Origin of the sequence: Pseudomonas sp. Pdm06, from assembly GCF_014851795.1 — a bacterium.
GTDB classification, from domain to species: domain Bacteria; phylum Pseudomonadota; class Gammaproteobacteria; order Pseudomonadales; family Pseudomonadaceae; genus Aquipseudomonas; species Aquipseudomonas fluorescens_AA.
Genome location: NZ_JACVAH010000004.1, coordinates 343,723 through 362,775, shown reverse-complemented (window position 1 = coordinate 362,775; position 19,053 = coordinate 343,723). Strand labels below are relative to the sequence as shown.

23 protein-coding genes are annotated in these 19,053 nt (G+C 56.6%); 7 read left to right on the top strand and 16 right to left on the bottom strand.

Annotated features, from left to right (window positions below):
* Window positions 1-80: 80 nt before the first annotated feature.
* A complete protein-coding gene (locus IB266_RS09390; protein ID WP_192261010.1) occupies window positions 81-1,040 on the bottom strand; it encodes a hypothetical protein in 960 nt (319 codons plus the stop codon).
* Between the two features lie 340 nt (window positions 1,041-1,380).
* On the opposite strand from IB266_RS09390, the gene IB266_RS09385 reads away from it, so the two are divergent.
* The 3 genes from IB266_RS09385 to IB266_RS30700 all read left to right on the top strand — a co-directional run bounded on the left by IB266_RS09385 (window position 1,381) and on the right by IB266_RS30700 (window position 3,369).
* On the top strand, window positions 1,381-1,653 hold the full coding sequence (locus IB266_RS09385; protein WP_192261009.1) for a hypothetical protein: 273 nt from the start codon (window positions 1,381-1,383) through the stop codon (window positions 1,651-1,653).
* Window positions 1,654-2,155: 502 nt separating this feature from the next.
* Window positions 2,156-2,806 (top strand): hypothetical protein, encoded by a 651-nt coding sequence (locus tag IB266_RS09380; protein ID WP_192261008.1) that lies wholly within the window; start codon window positions 2,156-2,158, stop codon window positions 2,804-2,806.
* A 170-nt stretch (window positions 2,807-2,976) separates the two neighbouring features.
* Window positions 2,977-3,369 (top strand): hypothetical protein, encoded by a 393-nt coding sequence (locus IB266_RS30700; RefSeq protein ID WP_103308656.1) that lies wholly within the window; start codon window positions 2,977-2,979, stop codon window positions 3,367-3,369.
* A 1,442-nt stretch (window positions 3,370-4,811) separates the two neighbouring features.
* Here the strand turns inward: IB266_RS30700 and IB266_RS09375 are convergent.
* Together IB266_RS09375 and IB266_RS09370 are read right to left on the bottom strand one after the other, a co-directional pair.
* Complete coding sequence (locus tag IB266_RS09375; RefSeq protein ID WP_192261007.1) at window positions 4,812-5,174, bottom strand: AraC family transcriptional regulator; 363 nt, start codon at window positions 5,172-5,174, stop codon at window positions 4,812-4,814.
* Between the two features lie 196 nt (window positions 5,175-5,370).
* Entirely contained in the window at window positions 5,371-6,057 is a 687-nt protein-coding gene (locus tag IB266_RS09370) for a hydrolase (protein WP_192261095.1), read from the bottom strand.
* Between the two features lie 274 nt (window positions 6,058-6,331).
* Between IB266_RS09370 and IB266_RS09365 the strand changes: the two genes are divergently transcribed.
* Window positions 6,332-6,793 (top strand): Rid family hydrolase, encoded by a 462-nt coding sequence (locus tag IB266_RS09365; RefSeq protein WP_192261006.1) that lies wholly within the window; start codon window positions 6,332-6,334, stop codon window positions 6,791-6,793.
* 19 nt (window positions 6,794-6,812) lie between these two features.
* Here the strand turns inward: IB266_RS09365 and IB266_RS09360 are convergent, their stop codons facing one another.
* The 5 genes from IB266_RS09360 to IB266_RS09345 all read right to left on the bottom strand — a co-directional run bounded on the left by IB266_RS09360 (window position 6,813) and on the right by IB266_RS09345 (window position 10,039).
* Window positions 6,813-7,772 carry a LysR family transcriptional regulator gene (locus tag IB266_RS09360; RefSeq protein ID WP_412548302.1) on the bottom strand — a complete coding sequence of 320 codons (960 nt, stop codon included), beginning with the start codon at window positions 7,770-7,772 and terminating at the stop codon, window positions 6,813-6,815.
* Between the two features lie 276 nt (window positions 7,773-8,048).
* On the bottom strand, window positions 8,049-8,354 hold the full coding sequence (locus tag IB266_RS09355) for an NIPSNAP family protein (protein ID WP_192261004.1): 306 nt from the start codon (window positions 8,352-8,354) through the stop codon (window positions 8,049-8,051).
* A gap of 223 nt (window positions 8,355-8,577) precedes the next feature.
* The gene (locus IB266_RS30695; RefSeq protein WP_225613468.1) at window positions 8,578-8,766 is read right to left on the bottom strand and encodes a nuclear transport factor 2 family protein; all 189 of its coding nucleotides are present in this window, start codon (window positions 8,764-8,766) and stop codon (window positions 8,578-8,580) included.
* Window positions 8,763-8,981 (bottom strand): hypothetical protein, encoded by a 219-nt coding sequence (locus IB266_RS30690; RefSeq protein ID WP_225613467.1) that lies wholly within the window; start codon window positions 8,979-8,981, stop codon window positions 8,763-8,765. Before IB266_RS30690 ends, IB266_RS30695 begins: the two co-directional genes overlap by 4 nt.
* A gap of 140 nt (window positions 8,982-9,121) precedes the next feature.
* The gene (locus tag IB266_RS09345; RefSeq protein ID WP_192261003.1) at window positions 9,122-10,039 is read right to left on the bottom strand and encodes a LysR family transcriptional regulator; all 918 of its coding nucleotides are present in this window, start codon (window positions 10,037-10,039) and stop codon (window positions 9,122-9,124) included.
* Window positions 10,040-10,148: 109 nt separating this feature from the next.
* Between IB266_RS09345 and IB266_RS09340 the strand changes: the two genes are divergently transcribed.
* Both IB266_RS09340 and IB266_RS09335 read left to right on the top strand, forming a co-directional pair.
* Window positions 10,149-10,901: an SDR family NAD(P)-dependent oxidoreductase gene (locus tag IB266_RS09340; protein WP_192261002.1), complete on the top strand. Its 753-nt coding sequence runs from the start codon at window positions 10,149-10,151 to the stop codon at window positions 10,899-10,901.
* Between the two features lie 149 nt (window positions 10,902-11,050).
* Window positions 11,051-11,524, top strand: coding sequence for a VOC family protein (locus IB266_RS09335; protein ID WP_192261001.1), 474 nt, complete (start codon window positions 11,051-11,053; stop codon window positions 11,522-11,524).
* 243 nt (window positions 11,525-11,767) lie between these two features.
* Here IB266_RS09335 and IB266_RS09330 read toward each other — a convergent pair whose 3' ends face one another.
* From IB266_RS09330 to IB266_RS09300, 7 genes are all read right to left on the bottom strand, one after another.
* Entirely contained in the window at window positions 11,768-11,986 is a 219-nt protein-coding gene (locus IB266_RS09330; RefSeq protein WP_060741627.1) for a hypothetical protein, read from the bottom strand.
* Between the two features lie 147 nt (window positions 11,987-12,133).
* Window positions 12,134-13,276, bottom strand: coding sequence for a pentapeptide repeat-containing protein (locus IB266_RS09325; RefSeq protein ID WP_192261000.1), 1,143 nt, complete (start codon window positions 13,274-13,276; stop codon window positions 12,134-12,136).
* Between the two features lie 210 nt (window positions 13,277-13,486).
* A complete protein-coding gene (locus IB266_RS09320) occupies window positions 13,487-13,918 on the bottom strand; it encodes a bleomycin resistance protein (RefSeq protein ID WP_192260999.1) in 432 nt (143 codons plus the stop codon).
* Window positions 13,919-14,211: 293 nt separating this feature from the next.
* Window positions 14,212-16,611, bottom strand: a complete 2,400-nt coding sequence (locus IB266_RS09315; protein ID WP_192260998.1) for a TonB-dependent receptor — start codon at window positions 16,609-16,611, stop codon at window positions 14,212-14,214.
* Window positions 16,612-16,735: 124 nt separating this feature from the next.
* Entirely contained in the window at window positions 16,736-17,662 is a 927-nt protein-coding gene (locus IB266_RS09310; protein WP_192260997.1) for a FecR family protein, read from the bottom strand.
* Window positions 17,659-18,165: an RNA polymerase sigma factor gene (locus tag IB266_RS09305; RefSeq protein WP_060741623.1), complete on the bottom strand. Its 507-nt coding sequence runs from the start codon at window positions 18,163-18,165 to the stop codon at window positions 17,659-17,661. Before IB266_RS09305 ends, IB266_RS09310 begins: the two co-directional genes overlap by 4 nt.
* 147 nt (window positions 18,166-18,312) lie before the next feature.
* A complete protein-coding gene (locus tag IB266_RS09300; protein WP_192260996.1) occupies window positions 18,313-18,558 on the bottom strand; it encodes a hypothetical protein in 246 nt (81 codons plus the stop codon).
* Here IB266_RS09300 and IB266_RS09295 point away from each other — a divergent pair.
* On the top strand, window positions 18,557-18,751 hold the full coding sequence (locus IB266_RS09295; protein ID WP_192261094.1) for a glutathione S-transferase family protein: 195 nt from the start codon (window positions 18,557-18,559) through the stop codon (window positions 18,749-18,751). The two genes, IB266_RS09300 and IB266_RS09295, sit on opposite strands and share 2 nt — an antisense overlap.
* Here the strand turns inward: IB266_RS09295 and IB266_RS30875 are convergent.
* A complete protein-coding gene (locus IB266_RS30875; RefSeq protein WP_263864929.1) occupies window positions 18,745-18,870 on the bottom strand; it encodes a hypothetical protein in 126 nt (41 codons plus the stop codon). The genes IB266_RS09295 and IB266_RS30875 overlap by 7 nt on opposite strands.
* Between the last annotated feature and the right edge of the window lie 183 nt (window positions 18,871-19,053).

Here is a 19,053-nt window from a genome sequence, read left to right as displayed (position 1 = left end):
CTGTAGCTGTTTAAAAATCGCATTCAGTTGAGCCGCGCCCTCTCAACCTTCCGACCCAACGACGACCGAATCGACCGCTCTCAGGTCTTGGAGCTCATGCGCCCCTGGATCGCCACGCGCAGACAACCCCAGGCAATAAAGCCGACGATCACGCCCTCGGCCACACCCACCAGCAAGTTGAAGGAAAAGCTCAGCGGCTGCTCGGCCCAATAGAACGTCGTCGAACCCGTTCGAAAGCCACTGACGCGCAGCCGTCCGGTAAAAATGGCCGGCACCAAGCTCATGACGTTAGTCAGTTCCAGCACCGCAAAGAAGGCGCCCAATAGCGTGAGCAAGGCACGTGCGGGCACGCCCAGTTTCTCGGTCGGCTCAGGCGCAGGAGCGTCACCCTGTTCCCGGCGCTGACGGGCTGCCCTTACTGCCTTGCCGCTGCTAGGGGCCGGAGTTGGCCTATAGGGTACCTTCACAACCGGCGCCGCCCCCTCGACGACCTCAGTGGGCAACGCCACGCCCAGGTAATCGGCCAGCTCCCGCAGCCATAGGTCCGTGCGTTGACTGCCCGGCACCACCGGAACGTTGTCGGTGGTCAGGCGCTGCGCAGTGCCATCGCGCAGTATCAGCCACAGCTGGGGGCGGGCTCGCCCAGCCTGCGGGAGGCGGCGCAGTTCGAGGGATTTGGCAGCCTCGATCCGGAAGACCGATTGCACACGCTCGCGGCGCCCGAAAAAGTTACGGGTCAGGCGCTTGCCTTCGCCGTCGACCCGCGACAACACCAACGTCTCGTGGACGCCGGTGTACACCACCAGCAGCAGACCAAGGGCAGGAATCAGCAGCCACAGCAGCACCATCAATAGAGCGGACAGTGGATCCACCTCCGCCATCAACGAGGCCCCATCAACCATCACGAACACGGCGAACGCCATTGGCAAGACAAAGGCCACCGCCCCTATCACCAACACAACCAGGCTCTGCACCACGTTGCGCGAATGGATGTACAGGTCACCCTGCGCGGTGCGCTCGAACCGATGTCCTATCAACATGCATGCCTCCTGTTGCGTTGCTTTGCAGACTGTTCGAGGGGCCGGGATGACGATTGGAACGCCTCGGGCCGGGATGGTGTTTCAGAGGCGCAGGATACCGGATGTCGCGGTCTCGGGGTTGGGGTGGGGGTTTCTCCGGTGTGAGTAATTGCTCCTACAGAAATGGATAAAGTCGGTTCGTTTCCTCGGAGAACTCTCATCATTCCTACGAAGGCCTCGGAATCTCTCACCTTGTTCGTCTTGGGTGCGCAAATCTATAGTTCTTTCCGTCGCCAACCATGGTGATCAGGTTTGGCGACCTGCGTATCGGATAAGCCCTCTAACCAAATGGAGCAATCCCATGCAGAGATACATCCCCATCACCGGCATCGACTGCACACCTGCCGCCCTGCTTATCGACACCCAGGCGCCGCTTGACGTCCTGCACGCAACTGCCGATTACCGCATTCGCACGGTGACCCAAGTATTGGAAAACATCGCGTTTCGCTCCGAGATTGCCAGCGATACGGTGGTGCTTTCGGATTTCGCGCAGCTTTTGGTGATTCCGTTGCGGGATGGGTGTGATCTGCTGGAGGTGATTGGTCGGCGGCTTCAGGCACAGGTTGAACATTAAGGGATTACGGGCGCTTAAGGCGCCCGTTTTGATGCTGGCATTTACAGGTTGTGGCTGATGGGTAGTAATTGTGCAGGCATTCGGCAAAGGCTGCTTTCGGCCAAGACCAGACGTTTGGGAAGCGAGATTATGACGAACAGCAATAAGCCGGAATACTGCACGATTTGCAGACGCGTACTCGACGACCCAGCAGATCCGCTATCAGGCAATTGCGGCGGAGATTGCTGGGGATGCATAGGCGCTATCGAGGCGGAAATGGGATGCGCAGAGTCACTCGCCTACGTACGCAAAGAATACGAGGCAGGACTTCGGCCTGGCTGGATTGATCCATTCACGCCCTGATTTGGAAGCTGCGTTATGACCGCTTCGGGTCGTTTACCGCCTTTCGCGACAGGCAGTAATCGGCCAGAAGCGGGCATTGGGTCGCACATGGCGATATATTCCGGGCATAGCAATCCACCTTCATTCACGATACTCGCTAAAGACAATGGTCAGGAAAGACATGAGCTTCACCGACGAATTAGTGGCCGCCTTCCCGGCAAGCAATCCGGTACCTCCAGTATTACGACAGACCATGGAATTCCTGGAAGCACTAGGCTGCGTCCGGCACTATAGGACCGGGGGCCGCTACATGACTTTGCATCCCGAACCTGAATACAACAACGGCGCTATCACCGCCTTTCACGTTCCTGACTCCGCCGATACTGCTCGATGGACGGCCTGCGAAGATCCCAGAGTAAACGAGCGGCTATCAATATTCCTCAGGACTGGTGGCGATGGATCGTGGGCAGGGTTGTGGCTGGACGACCACGATCAGCAGCGAATCGTCCATCTTGGCTCGGGCTCGGGATCAGACATGCTCTGCGTCTTGACCAATAGTACGCAAGACCTGATTCGCTTACTGGCCATCGGTTACAACGAGCACTGCTGGCCAGAGGAGTTTACGAGAACACCGGCCGAACTGCGGGAGCAGCAATACGCAGATGATGACTACCCAGCCCCACCTAGGGCATTGCGGGCGTACGTGGAATGCACGCTTGGCCTCAGCGTCCCGGCGCGCGCATCAGATCTCATCTCAAGCACAACAAGCATGGACGCGCATGAATCCAGTGATCCTTTCTGGAACTGGCTCAAACAGGTAAGAAATGATTGAAAGGTCCCGTCACGATCTCGACCACCAGAAGGTCAGAGAATCGCAGATTTTTCATCAAGCCTTGGATTAATTGGCCGCTCGCAACGGGCGTAGACCAGCAAAAAATCGACGTTAGACACGTAATCGCGAGCTGCCTAATCCAAGCTTCGAAGCCACGACAGGGGAAAGATATGGCAGGAGGGAACATCATCTGTGGCACCTTCCAAAGTGCTGACAAATCCGGATCAGCCTTGGAGGCTGTGTTAGAGGCACTCCCGTTGCAGGCTCACGAACTGGTCGAAAATGTTAAACAGCAACTCGATACAGCAGAATTTGTCCTCATAGAGGTTGAACAAGCGAAAAGCTTGCTTCCATTCTTACAGGTCTACCAGGCTCAATTGATCGCTGAGATCGGGCACGATGATTGGGCTCGCGCAACGCAGGAGGAAGAGTCTTCGCTTGAACCTGTCGCGGCAAAGTGGGGATCAGGTAAGGGATGGAGGCTTTACTGTGTGCGAGATCTCGTAGGGGCCTGTGAAAATTCGTTGGTAGAGATGGAACCAGTCTGCATCACGTTTAGTTAACTGCTTCCAGCTCGTGTTCACACAACCTGGGTCGATAGCAGCCCTTTGCCAAAGGCAGCCATCGACCAACAGCCCCCCTGGGCTCCTGCGTTGCGGGTTCAACAAAGGCGAAACCGCTCCGCGAAGACACCCAGGGGTAAAGCATGGCCCTTCGGCCGATGCTTACAGACCGACCGCTATCGGCCCAGAGTGTGTAAAAACGCTTCGCCAAGATTGAAGTGCGCGCGTCTACGTTAAATCTGAAATTTATCGGCACGTGAGCAGATGTGGATTTCGCGTAGAAGCGCGATTTTAAGTCCGGTTTTGAGTACCTGTCGCGCTCAAAAATGTTTTTACACAGCCTCGGCCAGAAGCAGACGGTCACCTAAGATAAGTTTCCACCTCAAACGGCCCCCAATGCTTGACATGGGGCCTCCGTAGCGGCGGGCGAAGCATGTGAACGTACCTGTTAGGACGTTGTACATTGACCTCTTTGAAGGAAATCTTTTAGCGCGGCCTTATAGAGCGTTAATGGTTGATTTTCCGCATTGAACAGGGCGAAGGGAATCATCGTGAGATGTGAGAAGGACGTGGAACTTATTGAATAAGTTCTTTGCCTGCAAAAGCTGTGGTCTTTATTCAGTATGAAATTAAACTTGAAAAGGTTTGGCCTTGAACACCAACTAGGAATTAAACCAAGACTCAAGCCCGTTAAATATTCTTGTGCGCAAGCGCCGCCAGATGAAAATTCCGAGATTTTTATTTCTAAGGTAGGAAGGGGCAAAGCTGTAAGGTTTGAGCTAGTATTTTGCGCGCCTGGAATAAATTTTAGTGTCGCTGCGTATGCGTCCCTGGCAAAGCGACTATCTTTCCATGGAGAGTTTATTTCGTAACTGAAGCTGAAGACATTTTCTTTTTCTTCGGGTTCAACGTGTTCGTTGATTGTCGGCTGGGACGAATAGGATGTGCAGCCAGAACATAATATCGCAATACTGATGAAGACAAGTCCATTTGCTATTAAGCGGTGCATACTCAGCTTCCCCAACTATTAATTAGCCGACATATCTGCCGTTTGATAACTGTATTGAATGCAACATCGCGTCTCATCCACACGCATGATTTTTGAATCAGAATAACAGAGGAGACTGTGCGCGGGACATCTGAAGGAAGAAAGATGACAACGTTTCACGCACATTCCCGGTACATTCGCTGCTTCCCCACGACCGGCTTTCGACCACAAACAGCCACATGTTCTAAATCGATAGCCAATTGGATCGGCCGCTGCTTTGTCAATGTAGGTGAAAGCCTGCTTCTGGACGATTGCTGGCCTTCCTGAAGGGCAGCTTCTGGCCGGAAGCTGACCTGTCATCTACGCCGGCCCATGGCCGCTAGCGGTCGCTCATGAGCAGCTGCTATTGGCGATTAGCAGTCCTTCGGATTCAAAATACATCTAAAAAAGGTTATCAGGCGGCAGAGCGAGCACTCCGTCTCCAGGCCAGAGGCGTCATACCTTCATTCCTTGAGAAAACTCTGCAAAAGTGTGCTTGGTCGCAGAATCCGCATGCCATAGCGATCCGGGTTAGCGTCATTACTGAGGACTCAAGCAGCTGTTTGCATTCTGTAGGGGACAAACGTGTGCTTACTTTGAATTTTCGGGTGAAATGACTGCGCGAGAGTGCACAGGCCTGCGCAAGCGTCGACACGGTAACTCCGGTCTCTAGGCTTTCCAGCATCAATTGTTTTGCAACTGTCTCCTGCCACAGTTTGAGTTTTCCCGTGGGCAGAAATACGACATTGATAAGCGCAGTGCTTTCGACACCTTTCATGGTGATTCCTTTTTTCAACATGAACGACCGGAAGACTCGGTAAAGTTCGGCGCGGGACATCGCCCAGGGACAGTAGGCGGATCGGATTGCGTGACGTCGCAGGCGTACGGACGACGCTGACATAGCCTCTGTCGCCGTTCCGGTTCAAATGGATAGCAATGGGGACTGGCCCCCACTTAATGAGGGCCAGTGAGTCTCAGATAGAGGCGGCCACAGGTGCCAAGGTCGGGCCGTGGTCTACACGCTCGGGAGCCTTGTGCACCATGGTGTAGGCATAGTCGACGCCCATGCCGTAAGCACCGGAGTGCTCCTTCACCAGATTCATGACGGCGTCGTAGGTGTCGCGGTTGTTCCAGTCACGCTGCCACTCCAGCAGCACCTGCTGCCAAGTGACCGGCACCACGCCGGCCTGAATCATGCGCTGCATGGCGTAATCGTGAGCCTCCTTCGTTGTGCCCCCGGAAGCATCGGCGACCATGTAGATCTCGTAGCCGGCATCGTGCATGGCGGAAAGTGCAAATGTGGTATTACACACTTCCGTCCAAAGGCCAGATACGATGATTTTGTTACGGCCATTGGTTTTCAGCGCGTCACGGACTTTCTGATCGTCCCACGAGTTCATCGAGGTGCGCTCCAGCAGAGGAGCGTCAGGAAACACAGCGAGTAATTCGGGGTATGTGTGGCCGGAGAAGCTATTGGTTTCGACCGTGGTGATAGTGGTTGGCACGTTGAAAATTTTTGCGGCCTTTGCCAGAGCGACCGTGTTGTTCTTCAGCGTCTGGCGGTCGATGCTTTGCACGCCAAAGGCCATCTGGGGCTGCTGATCAATGAAAATCAGTTGGCTGTTTTGAGGGGTCAGTACTTCGGTTTTTGGATTGTTCATGGTGGTTCCCTTTAGTGAAATGATGGTCTTCAAATCTCTTTGCGGGCCGGGCCAATCTTCTGTCTGCTGAAAATCGCGGAAGGTTGTTGGCGGTAGCTGCGGCGCCGAATTCGAGTTCAAGGTAACCGATCATTCGCAATTTTAGGGGCGCATTAATGCGTCTCCAAAGGCGCATTAATGCGCCCTTGAAAAATCATTTGCGGTGCTAGTCTCTGGCTTCCCACAACTCGGACTGCCGCGATGCGAGCAGTCTTTTCTACGCCAGGAGGATGCAATGTCAGCTTCGCAACCGTTCGGAAAAAAAACCGCTTACTGGGGTGTCGCATGGGAAGAAAGCTACGGCTACCCGCAGGCCAGACAAGTCGGAAACGAGATCTATATCTCCGGCCAATTCAACCATGATGAAGACGGCAACCTGGTAGCTCCTGCCCCACTCAATAGCGAAGGCAAGCCCAGTGATTTCTCTTCAATGGGAGAGCAAATGCGCGCTTCCTACGACAACATCTCCAAGTTGCTTGCCCTGTATGGCGCAACACTTGAAGACGTGGTTGAAGAGACGCTTTATGTGCTGGACATGGACGCGGCGTTTGCGGTGGTAGGCAATGTTCGCAAGGCTGCGTTTGGCACCGAGCGGCCCCAGTGCGCGAGCAACATCATCGGCGTATCGAGGCTCGCGCAGCGATCGCAGTTGATCGAAATTGTCTGCAAGGCAGTCATTGGCTCCGGCACCCGCTAAGACATGCTCCCGGTTTCCTCTAGGAAACCGGGAGAGCTCGCTGACCTTCGACCAATGGCTTGAGTTCGGCAACCGCCGCTGCGCAAAACGTCATGAACGCCTTGACTCGCCATGACTTTCGAATGTCCTGGTGAGTCAGCAGCCATAGCCCATCCTGAAGTTCAGGCACAACCGGGCCGACACGCACCAATCCCGGCGTGATGTCACCCAGCATGCAGGGAAGGAACCCAAAACCAAGACCCGCCACAATCGCAGCGCTTGCAGCGGCGACGGAGTCGGTACGATACGAAATGCAATCTGGGCGAACTCTGCTATCAACGTAGCTCGTTGCTTTGAGGCCGCATAAAGCTGCCGAGTAAGACACCCACGCTTGGCCTTCTGCGAAAGGTGTCGAGGTCGGTGCGTTTTTAACACTGCCGTATGGTGCCCAGGCAATTGTCGCGAGTTTGCGCCCAACCAGGCTTTCAGCTGGTTTATTGGTCGCCCTCACCGCAATATCCGACTCATCGCGGGCAAGACTCAATGTCTGATTGCCTACCAGTACTTCAATCGCTATCCCTTCATTCAGAGCTTTGAATTCCGCAATGATAGGTGTGAGGAAGTACAGCAGCAGCGAATCGCTCGTTGTGATGCGGAGTTTTCCGAGTGGCCCCTGACCCGTCCGTGAAACGCGCCGTGCAACACTAACGATATCCAGTTCGACACGCTCGGCGAGCTCTCGCAGCTCTACGCCTTCCGCTGTGAGCATGTATCCCGAGCGGCGGTGATCGAAGAGTGCAACTCCAAGTGTTTTCTCAAGCTGGGCCACTCGGCGCGATACCGTGGATATGTTGATCCCTAGTTTTTTGGCGGCATCAGTGCGATTTGCACATTCACTGAGCGCTTTGATAATGCGCAAGTCGTCCCATGAGAGCTGGGCTACAGCATCACTGAAATCCGATCTGTCCCCCTTTTGCACTGCTTGGCGTGATGAACCGATGTTAGGTGGCGTATTCACGCGAGATATTCCAAATAGCATGTACGCTCATCATACGAAAAGGCTAACGGGGAACAAAGTAATGGGTGCCGGATTCGTTTGGATCGTTCGCAAGCCGTAGCGCGCGACCAGCACGCTTCGAAATAACCTGGCAATGACCACCTGTTTTCGGTCGTTCAATAGTGTCCGCTTTTGGCCGATTTCTACCGTTCGTGACAAGCAGCAATCTGCCAAAAGCAGCCTCTTTGGCGCGCCCGAGCGCGGCTGAAAACAGTCATTTCAATCAAAAATGGGACGAAGGAAACTGCGCTCGTAGCTCAAGATGAATTTTTGCTCGGTAGCCTGCGTCACTAATTGAACGCACTCAGGATCTACTCCGGCCTCCCTACGGTACTGCTCATAATCTGCCAGGCTGGAGAAGCTGAATAGACAGTAAGCGATGTTGTTGGCGCCTTCAGCTGGCAGAAAGTAGCCGTGGTGGCTCCCTCCCATACGGTTCACCACACGAATCCAATGGCGAGAATAGCTTTCGAAAGCCGGGATCTGGTAGGGATCGATTACATACCTGACGTGGCAAGTGATCACTGGATCATTCCTTTGAATATGGGGGAAACCGCTATTCTACACATGCCATAAGCTGAGTCCTCGATGGCAGCTTTGGGTCGATAGGGCTCGTTCATGAATGGCGACTTTTGGCTGCCACTCAGCCAAGAACGAAAGGATCGAGGCTAAAGCCTTTCCCACAAGACATTTGGTTTTCAGTAGAAGCGATTCCAGCCACGAATTTTAGTGTCGCGATTCAATAGCCTTACGCCGGCTCAACCGGCGCGAACGCTTTGGCAGCGGCCACGGTATCCATGGATTCGCGCAGCAGCTGAATTTTGCCGTCTTTGGCCACTAGGCGGCCTGCGTACATCTGCCGGTAGATGCGGCCTGTGGCAGGCACCAGCGCCTCTACGCTGTATTCGGCAAACACTTGATCGGGGGTGTCGATCAAAAAGCGCACATTGTGGAATTTGAAATCCGGCACTTTACCGAGCAATGAGCCAATAAACCCTCGATCGCTGCAGGCCCCTTCACGCTGTGTGGAATGCCGAGCGACTCCAGGTAGGGCAGCTCCAGCACGCCGTCCTCGGCGAACAGGGCCGCTGCCAAGTAAGGCGTCTGGATGGCATCCAAGTACTGTTGAAGTAATTCCACGGCATTTTTCATGACGACTTTCTCCCGAAACGAATAATTGGATGGCACGCTGTGTTGTGCCGACCAAACCACGTTAAGGTATCCACCAGGTTTCAAAAATAGCAGTTAATGAAAGTCATCATTTCATAATTGAAAGAGCTGCCCGCATCGTCTCATAACGGCCATCGCCATACGGGCTCGCTTAAATGCTCGGCGAAGAAGTCCGACAGCACTTTGATTTTTACCGGCCGTGTACGGGCCGAGGGGGTGACGAAGTACAGGCCACCACGGGTCATGCTCCATTCCGGTAGCACCACGACCAAGCGTCCATCTGCCAAGTATTCGCTGGCAATAAACTCCGGCAGTTCGGCGATGGCCAGGCCTTCAAGCAACACCGGCAATAACGCATCCGAGTTGGTCACTCTTAACGGGCCGCTGGGCACCACGTCTTCTTCGGTGCCGTCCTTATGGGTGAACCGCCATACTTGGCTGCGGGCTCGGTGGGCATAACTCAGGCACGTGCGGGCCGCCAGTTCGCGGGGATGGCCAGGGTGGCCATGGGCATCCAGATAAGCCGGTGAGGCGACCAGGTATTGGGTGACAGCGCAGAGACGCCGCGCAACCAGCGAGGAGTCCGGCAATACGGCAATGCGTAACGCCGCATCAAAGCCCTCGGCGATCAGGTCTACCGAGGCGTCCGAAAGGTGCAGGTCTATCGACAGTTCGGGATACTGCCGGATCAACTGCGGCATCAGCGGTGCCACCCAACGCAGGCCAAACGACATGGGGATAGCGAGGCGTACTTGGCCGCGGGGCTGGACCGATAACTCTTGAGCCTCGCTTTCCACCTCTTCAGCCTGCCGATAAATCTCTCCCGCCTTGGCCGCCATGCTCGCGCCGAATTCGGTGAGTGCCAGTTGCCGCGAAGTGCGGTTGAACAAGCGCCCGCCCAGGCGTTCCTCCAGGCGCGCGACCGCCCGCGATACCGTTGGCACCGACACGCTCATGACGCGCGCCGCGCCGGCGAACGACCCTTCTTCGGCCACCTTGGCAAACATCGCCAACCCTTCGAAATCTGGAAGCTTGCTCATTTCATTTCTGCAACGATAGGTTTCAGACAATTCTATTTTGAAAGTTTTGCCCCGTCGATAAGCTTCTCCCACACCGCAACTTACTCAATCGAAATACGGGAGAAACACCATGACTAACAAACTCGAAGGCAAAATTGCATTGGTGACCGGCGGCAGTACAGGCATCGGTCTGGCCACTGCCAAACGCTTCGCTCAGGAAGGCGCCCACGTCTATATCACGGGCCGCCGCCAAGCCGAACTGGACGCCGCTGTCGCCGCTGTTGGCAACGCCACCGGCGTGCGGGTGGACTCAGCCGACCTCGATCAGTTGGACGCGTTGTATCGCCAGATTGGCGCCGCCCACGGCCGAATCGATGTGCTGTTCGCCAATGCGGGTGGCGGCTCCATGCTGCCACTTGGTGACATCACAGAACAGCAGTACGACGACACCTTCAATCGCAACGTAAAAGGCGTGCTGTTCACTGTGCAAAAGGCGCTGCCACTGCTGGCCCAAAAAGCCTCGGTGATTCTCACCGGCTCCACGGCGGGCAGCTCGGGCACCGCCGCCTTTAGTGTGTACGCCGCGTCCAAGGCCGCCGTGCGCTCATTTGCACGCAACTGGATTCTGGATTTGAAAGACCGCCAGGTGCGCATCAACACCATTAGCCCTGGCGCCACCCGCACTCCTGGCCTGGTTGAATTGGCCGGCCCCGATGCCGCTCAGCAGCAGGGCTTGCTCGACTACATGGCGTCGCTGATCCCCATGGGGCGTGTCGGTGAAGCTGACGAAATTGCCAGCGCCGCGTTGTTCCTGGCCTCGGATGACGCCAGCTTCGTCAACGGTATCGAGCTGTTTGTTGACGGCGGCCAGGCGCAAATCTGACCACCCAGCGGGCGACTGCCACGGTCGCCCGCCAACCCATCTCAAGAGGAACAGGTTGTGACCCCATTGCAATCGATATTGCTGGCCGCCAGCGTGACCCTGACTGCCGCTACTCAGGCGGCGACTACGCCCCCCAAAGCCACCCCGGTATGAACTCAGCCGCACCGCTTCAGGTTTCAGCCATCGACCATGTCGGCATCAATGTGCCGGATATCGACACCGCTACCCGGTTTTTCTCCGCGCTGATGGGCGCACGGGTGATCTCGGATATCAGCCCTGGCAAGATCCCGGATCAGTGGAAAAGCCAATTCCGCTGGCATGGCTCCAGCGAGCTGCAACGCTTTGTGATGCTGCAAATGGACGGCGGCGCGAAGCTGGAGTTGTTCCAATACCAAGGCTCTGAGGTCAATCAGGTCCAACCCCATGGCGACGACGCCGGAGCCAGCCATGTGGCCTTGCGCACCGCCGATATTGACGGCAGCCTAGCGACCCTCAAGCGCCTGAATGTGACCATTCTCAACGACCCCATCACCAACACGGACGGCGTTCGTTGGTTCTATTTTCAAGCACCGTGGGGTACGCAGATTGAGCTGGTTTCGCTGCCGCACAGCGTTGGTGGCTAACCCCGCCGCTTGCGCCGGGCTGGTGCTAATTAGCAGCCCGACTGCCACGACAAACGCCAGGCCCAAAGCAGTAGCCCAAAAAGGGGCAGATTTACTATCAGAAAAATATATCTGTCCGCTTTTCCGTTGCTGCCTCTCGTGAAGGGCTGCAATTGGCCGATTTCCGCATGTTAGAAAGGGTAGAAGTCGACCCATTGCGATGAGAGAGATCACCGCTGCCCGTCGCTGCTAGACATCGGAAAGTCAATCAATCTGTTTTAACGACTTTGCATGAGCAGCTTTGGCTCTCAACTTACTTCCTCCCCAGATAGCGAATGCAGCTAACAAAAGGGTGACTAATCCCATTGCGAAATGCTTACCGGGGCCGGGCATTGCTCCCATAGCTGCGGCGATAACTCTCATGATTCCCGAGAAGGCCCATACGCAGCCAAGTATTGTCAGTATCCATCCAATGATACGCATAGCTGTCTCTTCCTGAATGATTTTGGAGGATCGGTGGACTGTAACATTGAATCACACCTATTTTTGTCGAAGCTGAATGACAGCTCTTGGCCGATTGCAGCCATTCACGACAGGCTGCAATCCGCCAATAGCTGCTACACAATACACCTAAACCGGAGAGGGCTCATTCTCGGCTGAAGTTCTGCTAGTATCAGGTATATGGAGCCTGGTAAGGGTACCTGCCGTAATAGGATGTTTTATTAGCCCCTCCGGTGGCCCATCAGAAGTGAACAGATTCGATAGTACGGTAAGCAGAGCCCCTAGTATCACGTAACCAAATAGGACATGCGTTATGACTAGCGCTTGGGATAGCCAGCTTGACTTGTTGGCAGCAATGTCTCCATAACCAAGAGTTGTCATGGTGACGACGGAAAAATACAAGCTCTGCACTATACTTAAATCGCCTCCTTCATTTCCTGATGTTGATCCGGGTATTAACCAGTAAAGGAGTGAGTAGGACAAGCATACGATCAAAAATGATATTGCGACTTGCCGAGGAGATCTCCCATAATCCGACGCCATCCAGAATAATTTAGCTAGGAAGCTTTTTGTTTTTCCGGCTTTCTCATACCATGCAATCCAGTTATGCCTGCGATTACAGTACTGAAGAGTTTGGCGAAGCCCAGCAGAGTAACAGGCGTTCTCAAACGTTACTGTTCTAAAATCTGTTTCCCTCGAAACATTCGCAAGATGGAAGTAAGTCCTAGCTGTAAACTTCGCATCTGCAAAAATTGCCCCACACAAATTGAATCTCGACTCTCCGTTTAGGAATGGATTTCTACCGCCGCCTTGAAACTGTGCGTCCGAGAGGTCTGCTTTGTAGAAGCTACACTCGTAAAAATTTGAGCTAAAAAATCTCACCGAAATCAAATTGCTTTGTTGAAAGCTTGCCTCATTGAAATGGCACAGTGCAAAAAAGGCGTTAGAAATTTGTGCCCTGTCAAATTTAGAGCCTTGAAATATAGATCCGGCCGCCTCAATACCGGTCATGTCGGCATTTAAGAATAGGCAGTCGGACATATCTACGCCTTCTAATTTTGCACTTTTTAGATTGGCATCACAAAAATTCGCTCCCTTGCCATTGGAGTTTATGAATTTTGCGTCAACAATCTTTATACCTTCCAGATTTGCATCTCGAAAGTCTATAATGTCTTGGGTTTGCGAGACGTAATCATTCCACTCTGAGAAATCTTCTCTCTGGGAACATTTAATTAATAGCCCATATTGTTCTGCATTGAAGCATTTCTTCATGGTGTATATGTACTTCCGTGTTGATTATGTATTTGCTGATACCGTGATGACGGCGTATTCCTAGAACATACGTCAATTGAGAGCATCCGTCACAGCTTCCGCTTCTCACAAATTGTTCGCAGCCCTCACTGAAGGACTGCTATGGGTCGATAGCGGTCACTCGCGAACGGCTGCTATCGACCCATTGCTGACGGTCGGCTTGGCTCAGATTCACATTGAACAAGCCGGTCGCTCACCCAACCGCTCTACCAACCTTACGAGATAACCGTCGGGATCCTGAACGATGAATTCGCGTTGGCCTACTTCTATGTCGTCAGCCCGATACCAGGTGTCTTTGCATTCTCGATAGAGTGGACATCCAGCCTGAACAAGTTTTTGGATGATGGGTGCGACAGCCTCTACATCAATCTGTAGGTTGATGCCTCTTCCAAACGGTTTGGTCAACGACGCAGTCAGCCATTGACCCGCGTCTGGATCAACCTGCTCGAGCATTACTTGAGCACCATTCAAATCAAGGTACGCAAATCCATCATCCGGACGTTGATAAGCTACTTTGAACCCCAGATGAGAAACCCAAAAAGCTAGGCTGCTATCCAGGTGGGTGACCATTAACTCCGGAACCAGTTTGTTACGTACGAACATGAGATGACTTCCATTTCAAAAGGCTTGTTTTTGCGGGCGGGCAGGTACTGCACCTACGGCCTCGCTGCCAAGACGGGATCGTGGGGAGCATGATGATGCACGGTCGGGTGGGAATTATCGAGTCGCTTTGAGTGGCAGCTTCTGGCCGGCTCCTGCCTAGCGAAAAGCGCCAATCGACCCAATCACAACAATAACAACAGAGGCCACAAATGCAGCCTCTCAGAGCATCTGACAAAACCACCTTTAGCGTAATCACACAACTTGCAACGGCGCCTCTTTAATCGCCAACAACCTCAGAAATCAACAGTAGCCGACACTTTCAGCGTACGCGGTGCCCCTTGGGTCAGATAACCACCGTTGGCCGAGGCCCAGTAGTTCTCATCGGCGACGTTCTCCAGCATCGCGTTGAACGTCACCCTGCGGCCATCCATTTTCGTCCGATAGCGCGCGCCCAGGTCGACGCGGGTCCAGGCGGGGATGCTGTATTCGTTGGCGCTGTCAACGAACTGGCCGCCGGTGCGCAGTAGCAGGCCGTTCAGGCTCGCCCCGGGCAAGCCAGGCACATCCCAATCGGCGCCCAGATTGAACTGGAATTTCGGCACGCCCACCGCCTGGTTGCCATCGTCGCGCCCGCCGGCGGTGCCGCGCAGTTCGGCTTTGGTCCAGGTGGCGCCGCTCAGCAGGCGCAGGCCGTCCAGCGGTTCGCCGAACAGGCTCAGTTCCACGCCGCGATTGCGCTGCTCGGCATCCACTCGGTAGTAGCCGTCGCCGCCGAGCACGCCCTGGGGCTGCTCGATGCGGAACAGGCTGAGGCTGCCGCCGAAGGTGCCCCAATCGAGCTTGGCGCCCACCTCGGTCTGCTTGGAGCGATAGGGGGCGAACATCTCGCCGTTGTTGAGTGCGGCGGCCGGCGCGGTCGGGCCCTGTTGCAGAGACTCGACGCGGTTGGCATAGAGCGACAGGTACTCGGTGGGCTTGATCACCAGGCCATAGGCCGGCGTGGTGATGCTTTCCTGATAGCTGGAGGTGCGGGCACCGCTGGCCGCGCTCCAGGCGTCGGCGCCGATGGACTGGCGGCGCACGCCCAGGGTCAGCAGCACGCGGTCGTCGAGCAAGCCCAGGGTGTCGGAGACCGCCAGGCTACGGTTCTGCACCTTGGCGGTGGTGTCCGGGTCGTGGATATCGCCGGAGACGCTGGTGGCCGGTGGCTCGGCGACGGGCTGGCCCTGATACAGATTGCCGAAGCCACGACTGCCCGCCGCGGTGGACTCGAACGCGTTGCGCTTTTCCTGCCAGATGCCGTTGGCGGCCAGGTTGATGCTGTGGCTGACCGACCCGGTCGCGAGCTCGCCGCGCAGCCCGGTGACGGCGCTCAGGGTTTCCTGGTCCAGCGGCGAATAGAGACGGCCGATACGCGCGTCGCCATTTGCGCCGTAGACGTAGTTGGAGGCGTAGACACCGTTCTCCCGCGTGTATTTGCCGCCTGCGCTCAGGTAGGCGGTCCACGTGGGCGACAGGTCGTACTCGGCGCTGAACATGCCATAGGTGTCTTCGAGCTGCGACCAGCTCCAGGGTTGCGCGTAGTTGTGGTCGGAGTCCGGTGCCGACGGCGTCTTGCCGTTGAGTGTGCTGGTAGGTCCCGTCGTGGTGAGGTAGACCACCGAGCGCCCCTCATTGACCCGTTGCTTCTGGTAACCGAGATCCGCGGACAGGCGCAGACGGTCACCGCGGTAGTCCAGGCCGAGGGTGGCCAGGCTGAAGCGCGAGTGCTCATCGTCCACCGCGGTCTCGCCCTCGCGCTGGGCCAGGTTCACCCGCACGCCGAAGCGGTTGTCCTCGCCGAAGCGCTGGCCCAGGTCGAGGTGCCCACCCACTCGGCTGTCGCTGGCATAGTCCAGAGTGGCGCTGCGCGTGGGGGTGTCTTCGGCACGCTTGGAGACCACGTTGATCGCCCCGCCGACACCGCTGCCCGACGGCGACACGCCATTCACGAAGGCGTTGGCCCCCTTGAACACCTCGACCCGCTCGACCGACTCGGTGGAGATGATCTGTCGCGGCAGAATGCCGTACAGCCCGTTGAAGGCAATATCGTCGCTGAACAGCTGGAACCCGCGCACGACGAACACCTGGGAGAAGTTGCCGAAGCCGAACGACTGACGCACGCCCGGATCGCTGGCCAGCACATCGGCCAAGGTCTGCGCCTGGCGCTTCTCGATCAGCTCGGAGGTATAGCTGGAGAAGGCGAAGGGCACATCTTGCATGTCCTGGTTGCCCAGCACGCCGATGCGGGCACCCCGCGCCGCCTCCCCGCCGGCGTACTCGGCCGGCAGGTCGACACGGCCTTCGGCGAGCCCGCTGATGGTGGTCGGGCCCAGCTCCAGCACGCCCTGCTCGGGCAGCGGCACCAGGGTGATGGTGCCGTCGTTGCCGGTCTGGAAGGTCAGGCCGCTGCCCTCCAGCAACCGCTGCAGGCCGTCGACCACCGAATAGTCGCCCTTGAGTGCCGGCACCATGGCGCTGCCACGGGTCAGGCCGGCGTCATAGAGCAGCCGCACGTCGGCCTGCTCGGCGAAATCGGTGAGCGCCGCGTCGAGCCGCTGGGCAGGCACGTCGAGTTCGACGGCTTGCGCCTGGGCGGCGGCAATGGCCAGGGGAAGAACGGCTAGCGCCGCAAGGAAGGGGGTCGACCGCATGCTGATGTCCTTGGCTATCAATACGAAGAAGTCGCATTTGCAGGAACGGAAGACGAAGGCGGCGATGATTTCTGAACCATCGCCGCCTAAATATTTTCTTTTTTTGAAGGGACAGGCGCGTGCCTCAGCGGCGGGACGTGACCAGGATCAACCCCGGCAGGCGCACCAGACGCACAGGCAAGGTGGTTTCCACAGCGCTCAACACCGCCTGTGGATCATCAAGGGCGAACACGCCGGTCACCTGTAGCCGGCGAGCGGCTTCGTCGACAAACAGCACCCGCGCAGACTGGCTGCGCTCAAGCTCGGCGAACACTTGCTCCAGCGGCTGGTCGCGGAACACCAGCTTGCCGCGCTGCCAGCTCAAACGCTGGCGCGCATCCAGTGCTTGCGGCGCCTGCAGCGCCCCGCCGCGCCACTGCACCTGCTGCCCGCCCACCACCGGCAGCGGCTCGCGCCCCTCGCTGGAAGCCAACACGCGGCCCTCGCTTACCGCAAGGTCGACACCGCCCTCCTCCAGACGCACATCAAAGCGCGTGCCGGTGACGCGAATGCGCGCCTCGCCGGCCCTGACAATGAACGGCCGGGCCGGGTCATGGGCGACCTGGAAATCCGCCTCGCCGCGGTACAGCCTGACCTCACGGCGACCGTCGACAAACTGCCAGTCCAGCGCCGAATCGCCGTTGAGGGTCAACAGCGAACCATCAGCCAGACGCACCTCGCGCACCTCCCCCGGCTGGGTGCTGATATCGGCATACAGGCCAATCCAGGTGCCGCGCGGTAGCCATAGGGCGAGCAACAGCATCGCGGCGCAGGCCAGTGGAGCCGCCCACAGTCGATGGCGACGTATTACGCGCACCTGAGGCTGCTCGGCCGGACGTTCTATCTGACCGAGCAACGACCACAGCCCTTCCACCTCACGCAACGCCTGCTCATGTTCGGGGGCCGCCTGACGCCAGGCCTGCGCGGCAGCGCGATCGGCAGCGGTGGCGCGGCCAGAATGTAGCAGCACCTGCCATTGCCGGGCCTGATCGAGAAGCGAAGGATGATTCACGGCTGCGGGTCCATCTGCTGCTGGCAGTGTTCGAGGGCCTTCAGGATATAGCGTCCGGCCATGCTTTCCGAGACCCCCAGGCGCTCGCCGATCTCACGCTGGGTCAGCCCGTCCAGGCGATTCCACAACAACGCCTGGCGCAGGTGCGGTGGCAAATCCTGGACCACGCGCTGCAGTCGCTCCAGGCGCTGGGCGTCGCTTGCCGCTCGCTCCGGACCCGGCTGGGCACTGACCAATTCGATGGATATCTCCTCCTCGACGGGGCGGGATTTTTGCTGACGGCGGTAGTCGATGATCAGGTTGCGCGCGATGCGATAGAGGAACGCACGAAGATTGCCGATCTCTTGCTCGGACTCGCGCCGGCGAAAGCGCAACCAAGTTTCCTGGCGCAGGTCGGCCGCCAGTTCTGCGCACTTCACCTGCCGTGTGAGGAAGCGCAGCAGTTCACTCGAATGGCTCTCGAACTGGCCGTCGGTGGAATGAGGATCGGATGGCCTGGACACGCAAGCGACTCAAGCGAGGAGGAGTCGCGAGAATATATCAAATGATAATGACTTTCAATTACTGAGAGCTTGCGGCATTTCGTACCCTTTAATGGGGGTAAAAACGCCAGCCTGGTCATTCCCGGGATCCGTTCGGTACATTCCGCTCTAAGCTACTTTTTCATCGTAGAAGGCGATGCGAAGTCCGGGCCTGTCCTTGGAGACAAGGATATTGATGCGATAGCTTCGCCAACGGCCCTGTGCGTCGCGCAACGTAATGTCCGTATCGCCGATGGGGAGGATTTCGGGATCATCCCACCATTCCATCGTTTGTGGGACGGCTTGAAGAACCTCGTTGAGGATGGACTTTAGAATCGGGCTCTTCCCTCCCGTCAGATAGTCATGGCGCGCCATACTGGATGTCCTGGAGACGACGATCGGAGATAACGAGTTCCTGGCAGGAGACAGGCCTTCGATCGTGGATTGCACGGTATTTTCAATTTTTCAAACATGCCGGGAGAGATTCGACCACCCCTTCGGCTCCGCTCATCCACGCCTTGACGCCTGGTACAAGAAGTTTCGCCAGCGGCCGAGCGCCGACTACTGAGAGGTCAGTGATTTGAACACGTCCAAGGCCATGAACTGCGATGCAAAGAGACTGAAGGCAAGCGACGGCCCTGCCTTCGCTCCGATCAGCCCCTCCAGAATCAGAATGGTAATCGTCATGACCGTATTCGTTCACCCCATCGTGACACTCCTGCTCTACGCATTGAGTCCGCTGGCCGAAGACTGGGCCGTGTGGCATCGAACACTGGTTCTAACGCTGATCACCGTCAGCCTCATTGTCTTTATTGTGAGCCCGTTGGTAACAAAACACTTTGACTGGTTCCTGCGTCCTCGCTCAGCACC

Excerpts from the sequence above, each read along its gene's own strand:
- IB266_RS09390 (WP_192261010.1), bottom strand. The coding sequence starts at position 1,040 with ATGTTGATAGGACATCGGTTCGAGCGCACCGCGCAGGGTGACCTGTAC.
- IB266_RS09385 (WP_192261009.1), top strand. The coding sequence starts at position 1,381 with ATGCAGAGATACATCCCCATCACCGGCATCGACTGCACACCTGCCGCC.
- IB266_RS09380 (WP_192261008.1), top strand. The coding sequence starts at position 2,156 with ATGAGCTTCACCGACGAATTAGTGGCCGCCTTCCCGGCAAGCAATCCG.
- IB266_RS30700 (WP_103308656.1), top strand. The coding sequence starts at position 2,977 with ATGGCAGGAGGGAACATCATCTGTGGCACCTTCCAAAGTGCTGACAAA.
- IB266_RS09375 (WP_192261007.1), bottom strand. The coding sequence starts at position 5,174 with ATGAAAGGTGTCGAAAGCACTGCGCTTATCAATGTCGTATTTCTGCCC.
- IB266_RS09370 (WP_192261095.1), bottom strand. The coding sequence starts at position 6,057 with ATGAACAATCCAAAAACCGAAGTACTGACCCCTCAAAACAGCCAACTG.
- IB266_RS09365 (WP_192261006.1), top strand. The coding sequence starts at position 6,332 with ATGTCAGCTTCGCAACCGTTCGGAAAAAAAACCGCTTACTGGGGTGTC.
- IB266_RS30690 (WP_225613467.1), bottom strand. The coding sequence starts at position 8,981 with ATGAAAAATGCCGTGGAATTACTTCAACAGTACTTGGATGCCATCCAG.
- IB266_RS09345 (WP_192261003.1), bottom strand. The coding sequence starts at position 10,039 with ATGAGCAAGCTTCCAGATTTCGAAGGGTTGGCGATGTTTGCCAAGGTG.
- IB266_RS09340 (WP_192261002.1), top strand. The coding sequence starts at position 10,149 with ATGACTAACAAACTCGAAGGCAAAATTGCATTGGTGACCGGCGGCAGT.
- IB266_RS09335 (WP_192261001.1), top strand. The coding sequence starts at position 11,051 with ATGAACTCAGCCGCACCGCTTCAGGTTTCAGCCATCGACCATGTCGGC.
- IB266_RS09330 (WP_060741627.1), bottom strand. The coding sequence starts at position 11,986 with ATGCGTATCATTGGATGGATACTGACAATACTTGGCTGCGTATGGGCC.
- IB266_RS09325 (WP_192261000.1), bottom strand. The coding sequence starts at position 13,276 with ATGAAGAAATGCTTCAATGCAGAACAATATGGGCTATTAATTAAATGT.
- IB266_RS09320 (WP_192260999.1), bottom strand. The coding sequence starts at position 13,918 with ATGTTCGTACGTAACAAACTGGTTCCGGAGTTAATGGTCACCCACCTG.
- IB266_RS09315 (WP_192260998.1), bottom strand. The coding sequence starts at position 16,611 with ATGCGGTCGACCCCCTTCCTTGCGGCGCTAGCCGTTCTTCCCCTGGCC.
- IB266_RS09300 (WP_192260996.1), bottom strand. The coding sequence starts at position 18,558 with ATGGCGCGCCATGACTATCTGACGGGAGGGAAGAGCCCGATTCTAAAG.
- IB266_RS30875 (WP_263864929.1), bottom strand. The coding sequence starts at position 18,870 with ATGACGATTACCATTCTGATTCTGGAGGGGCTGATCGGAGCGAAGGCA.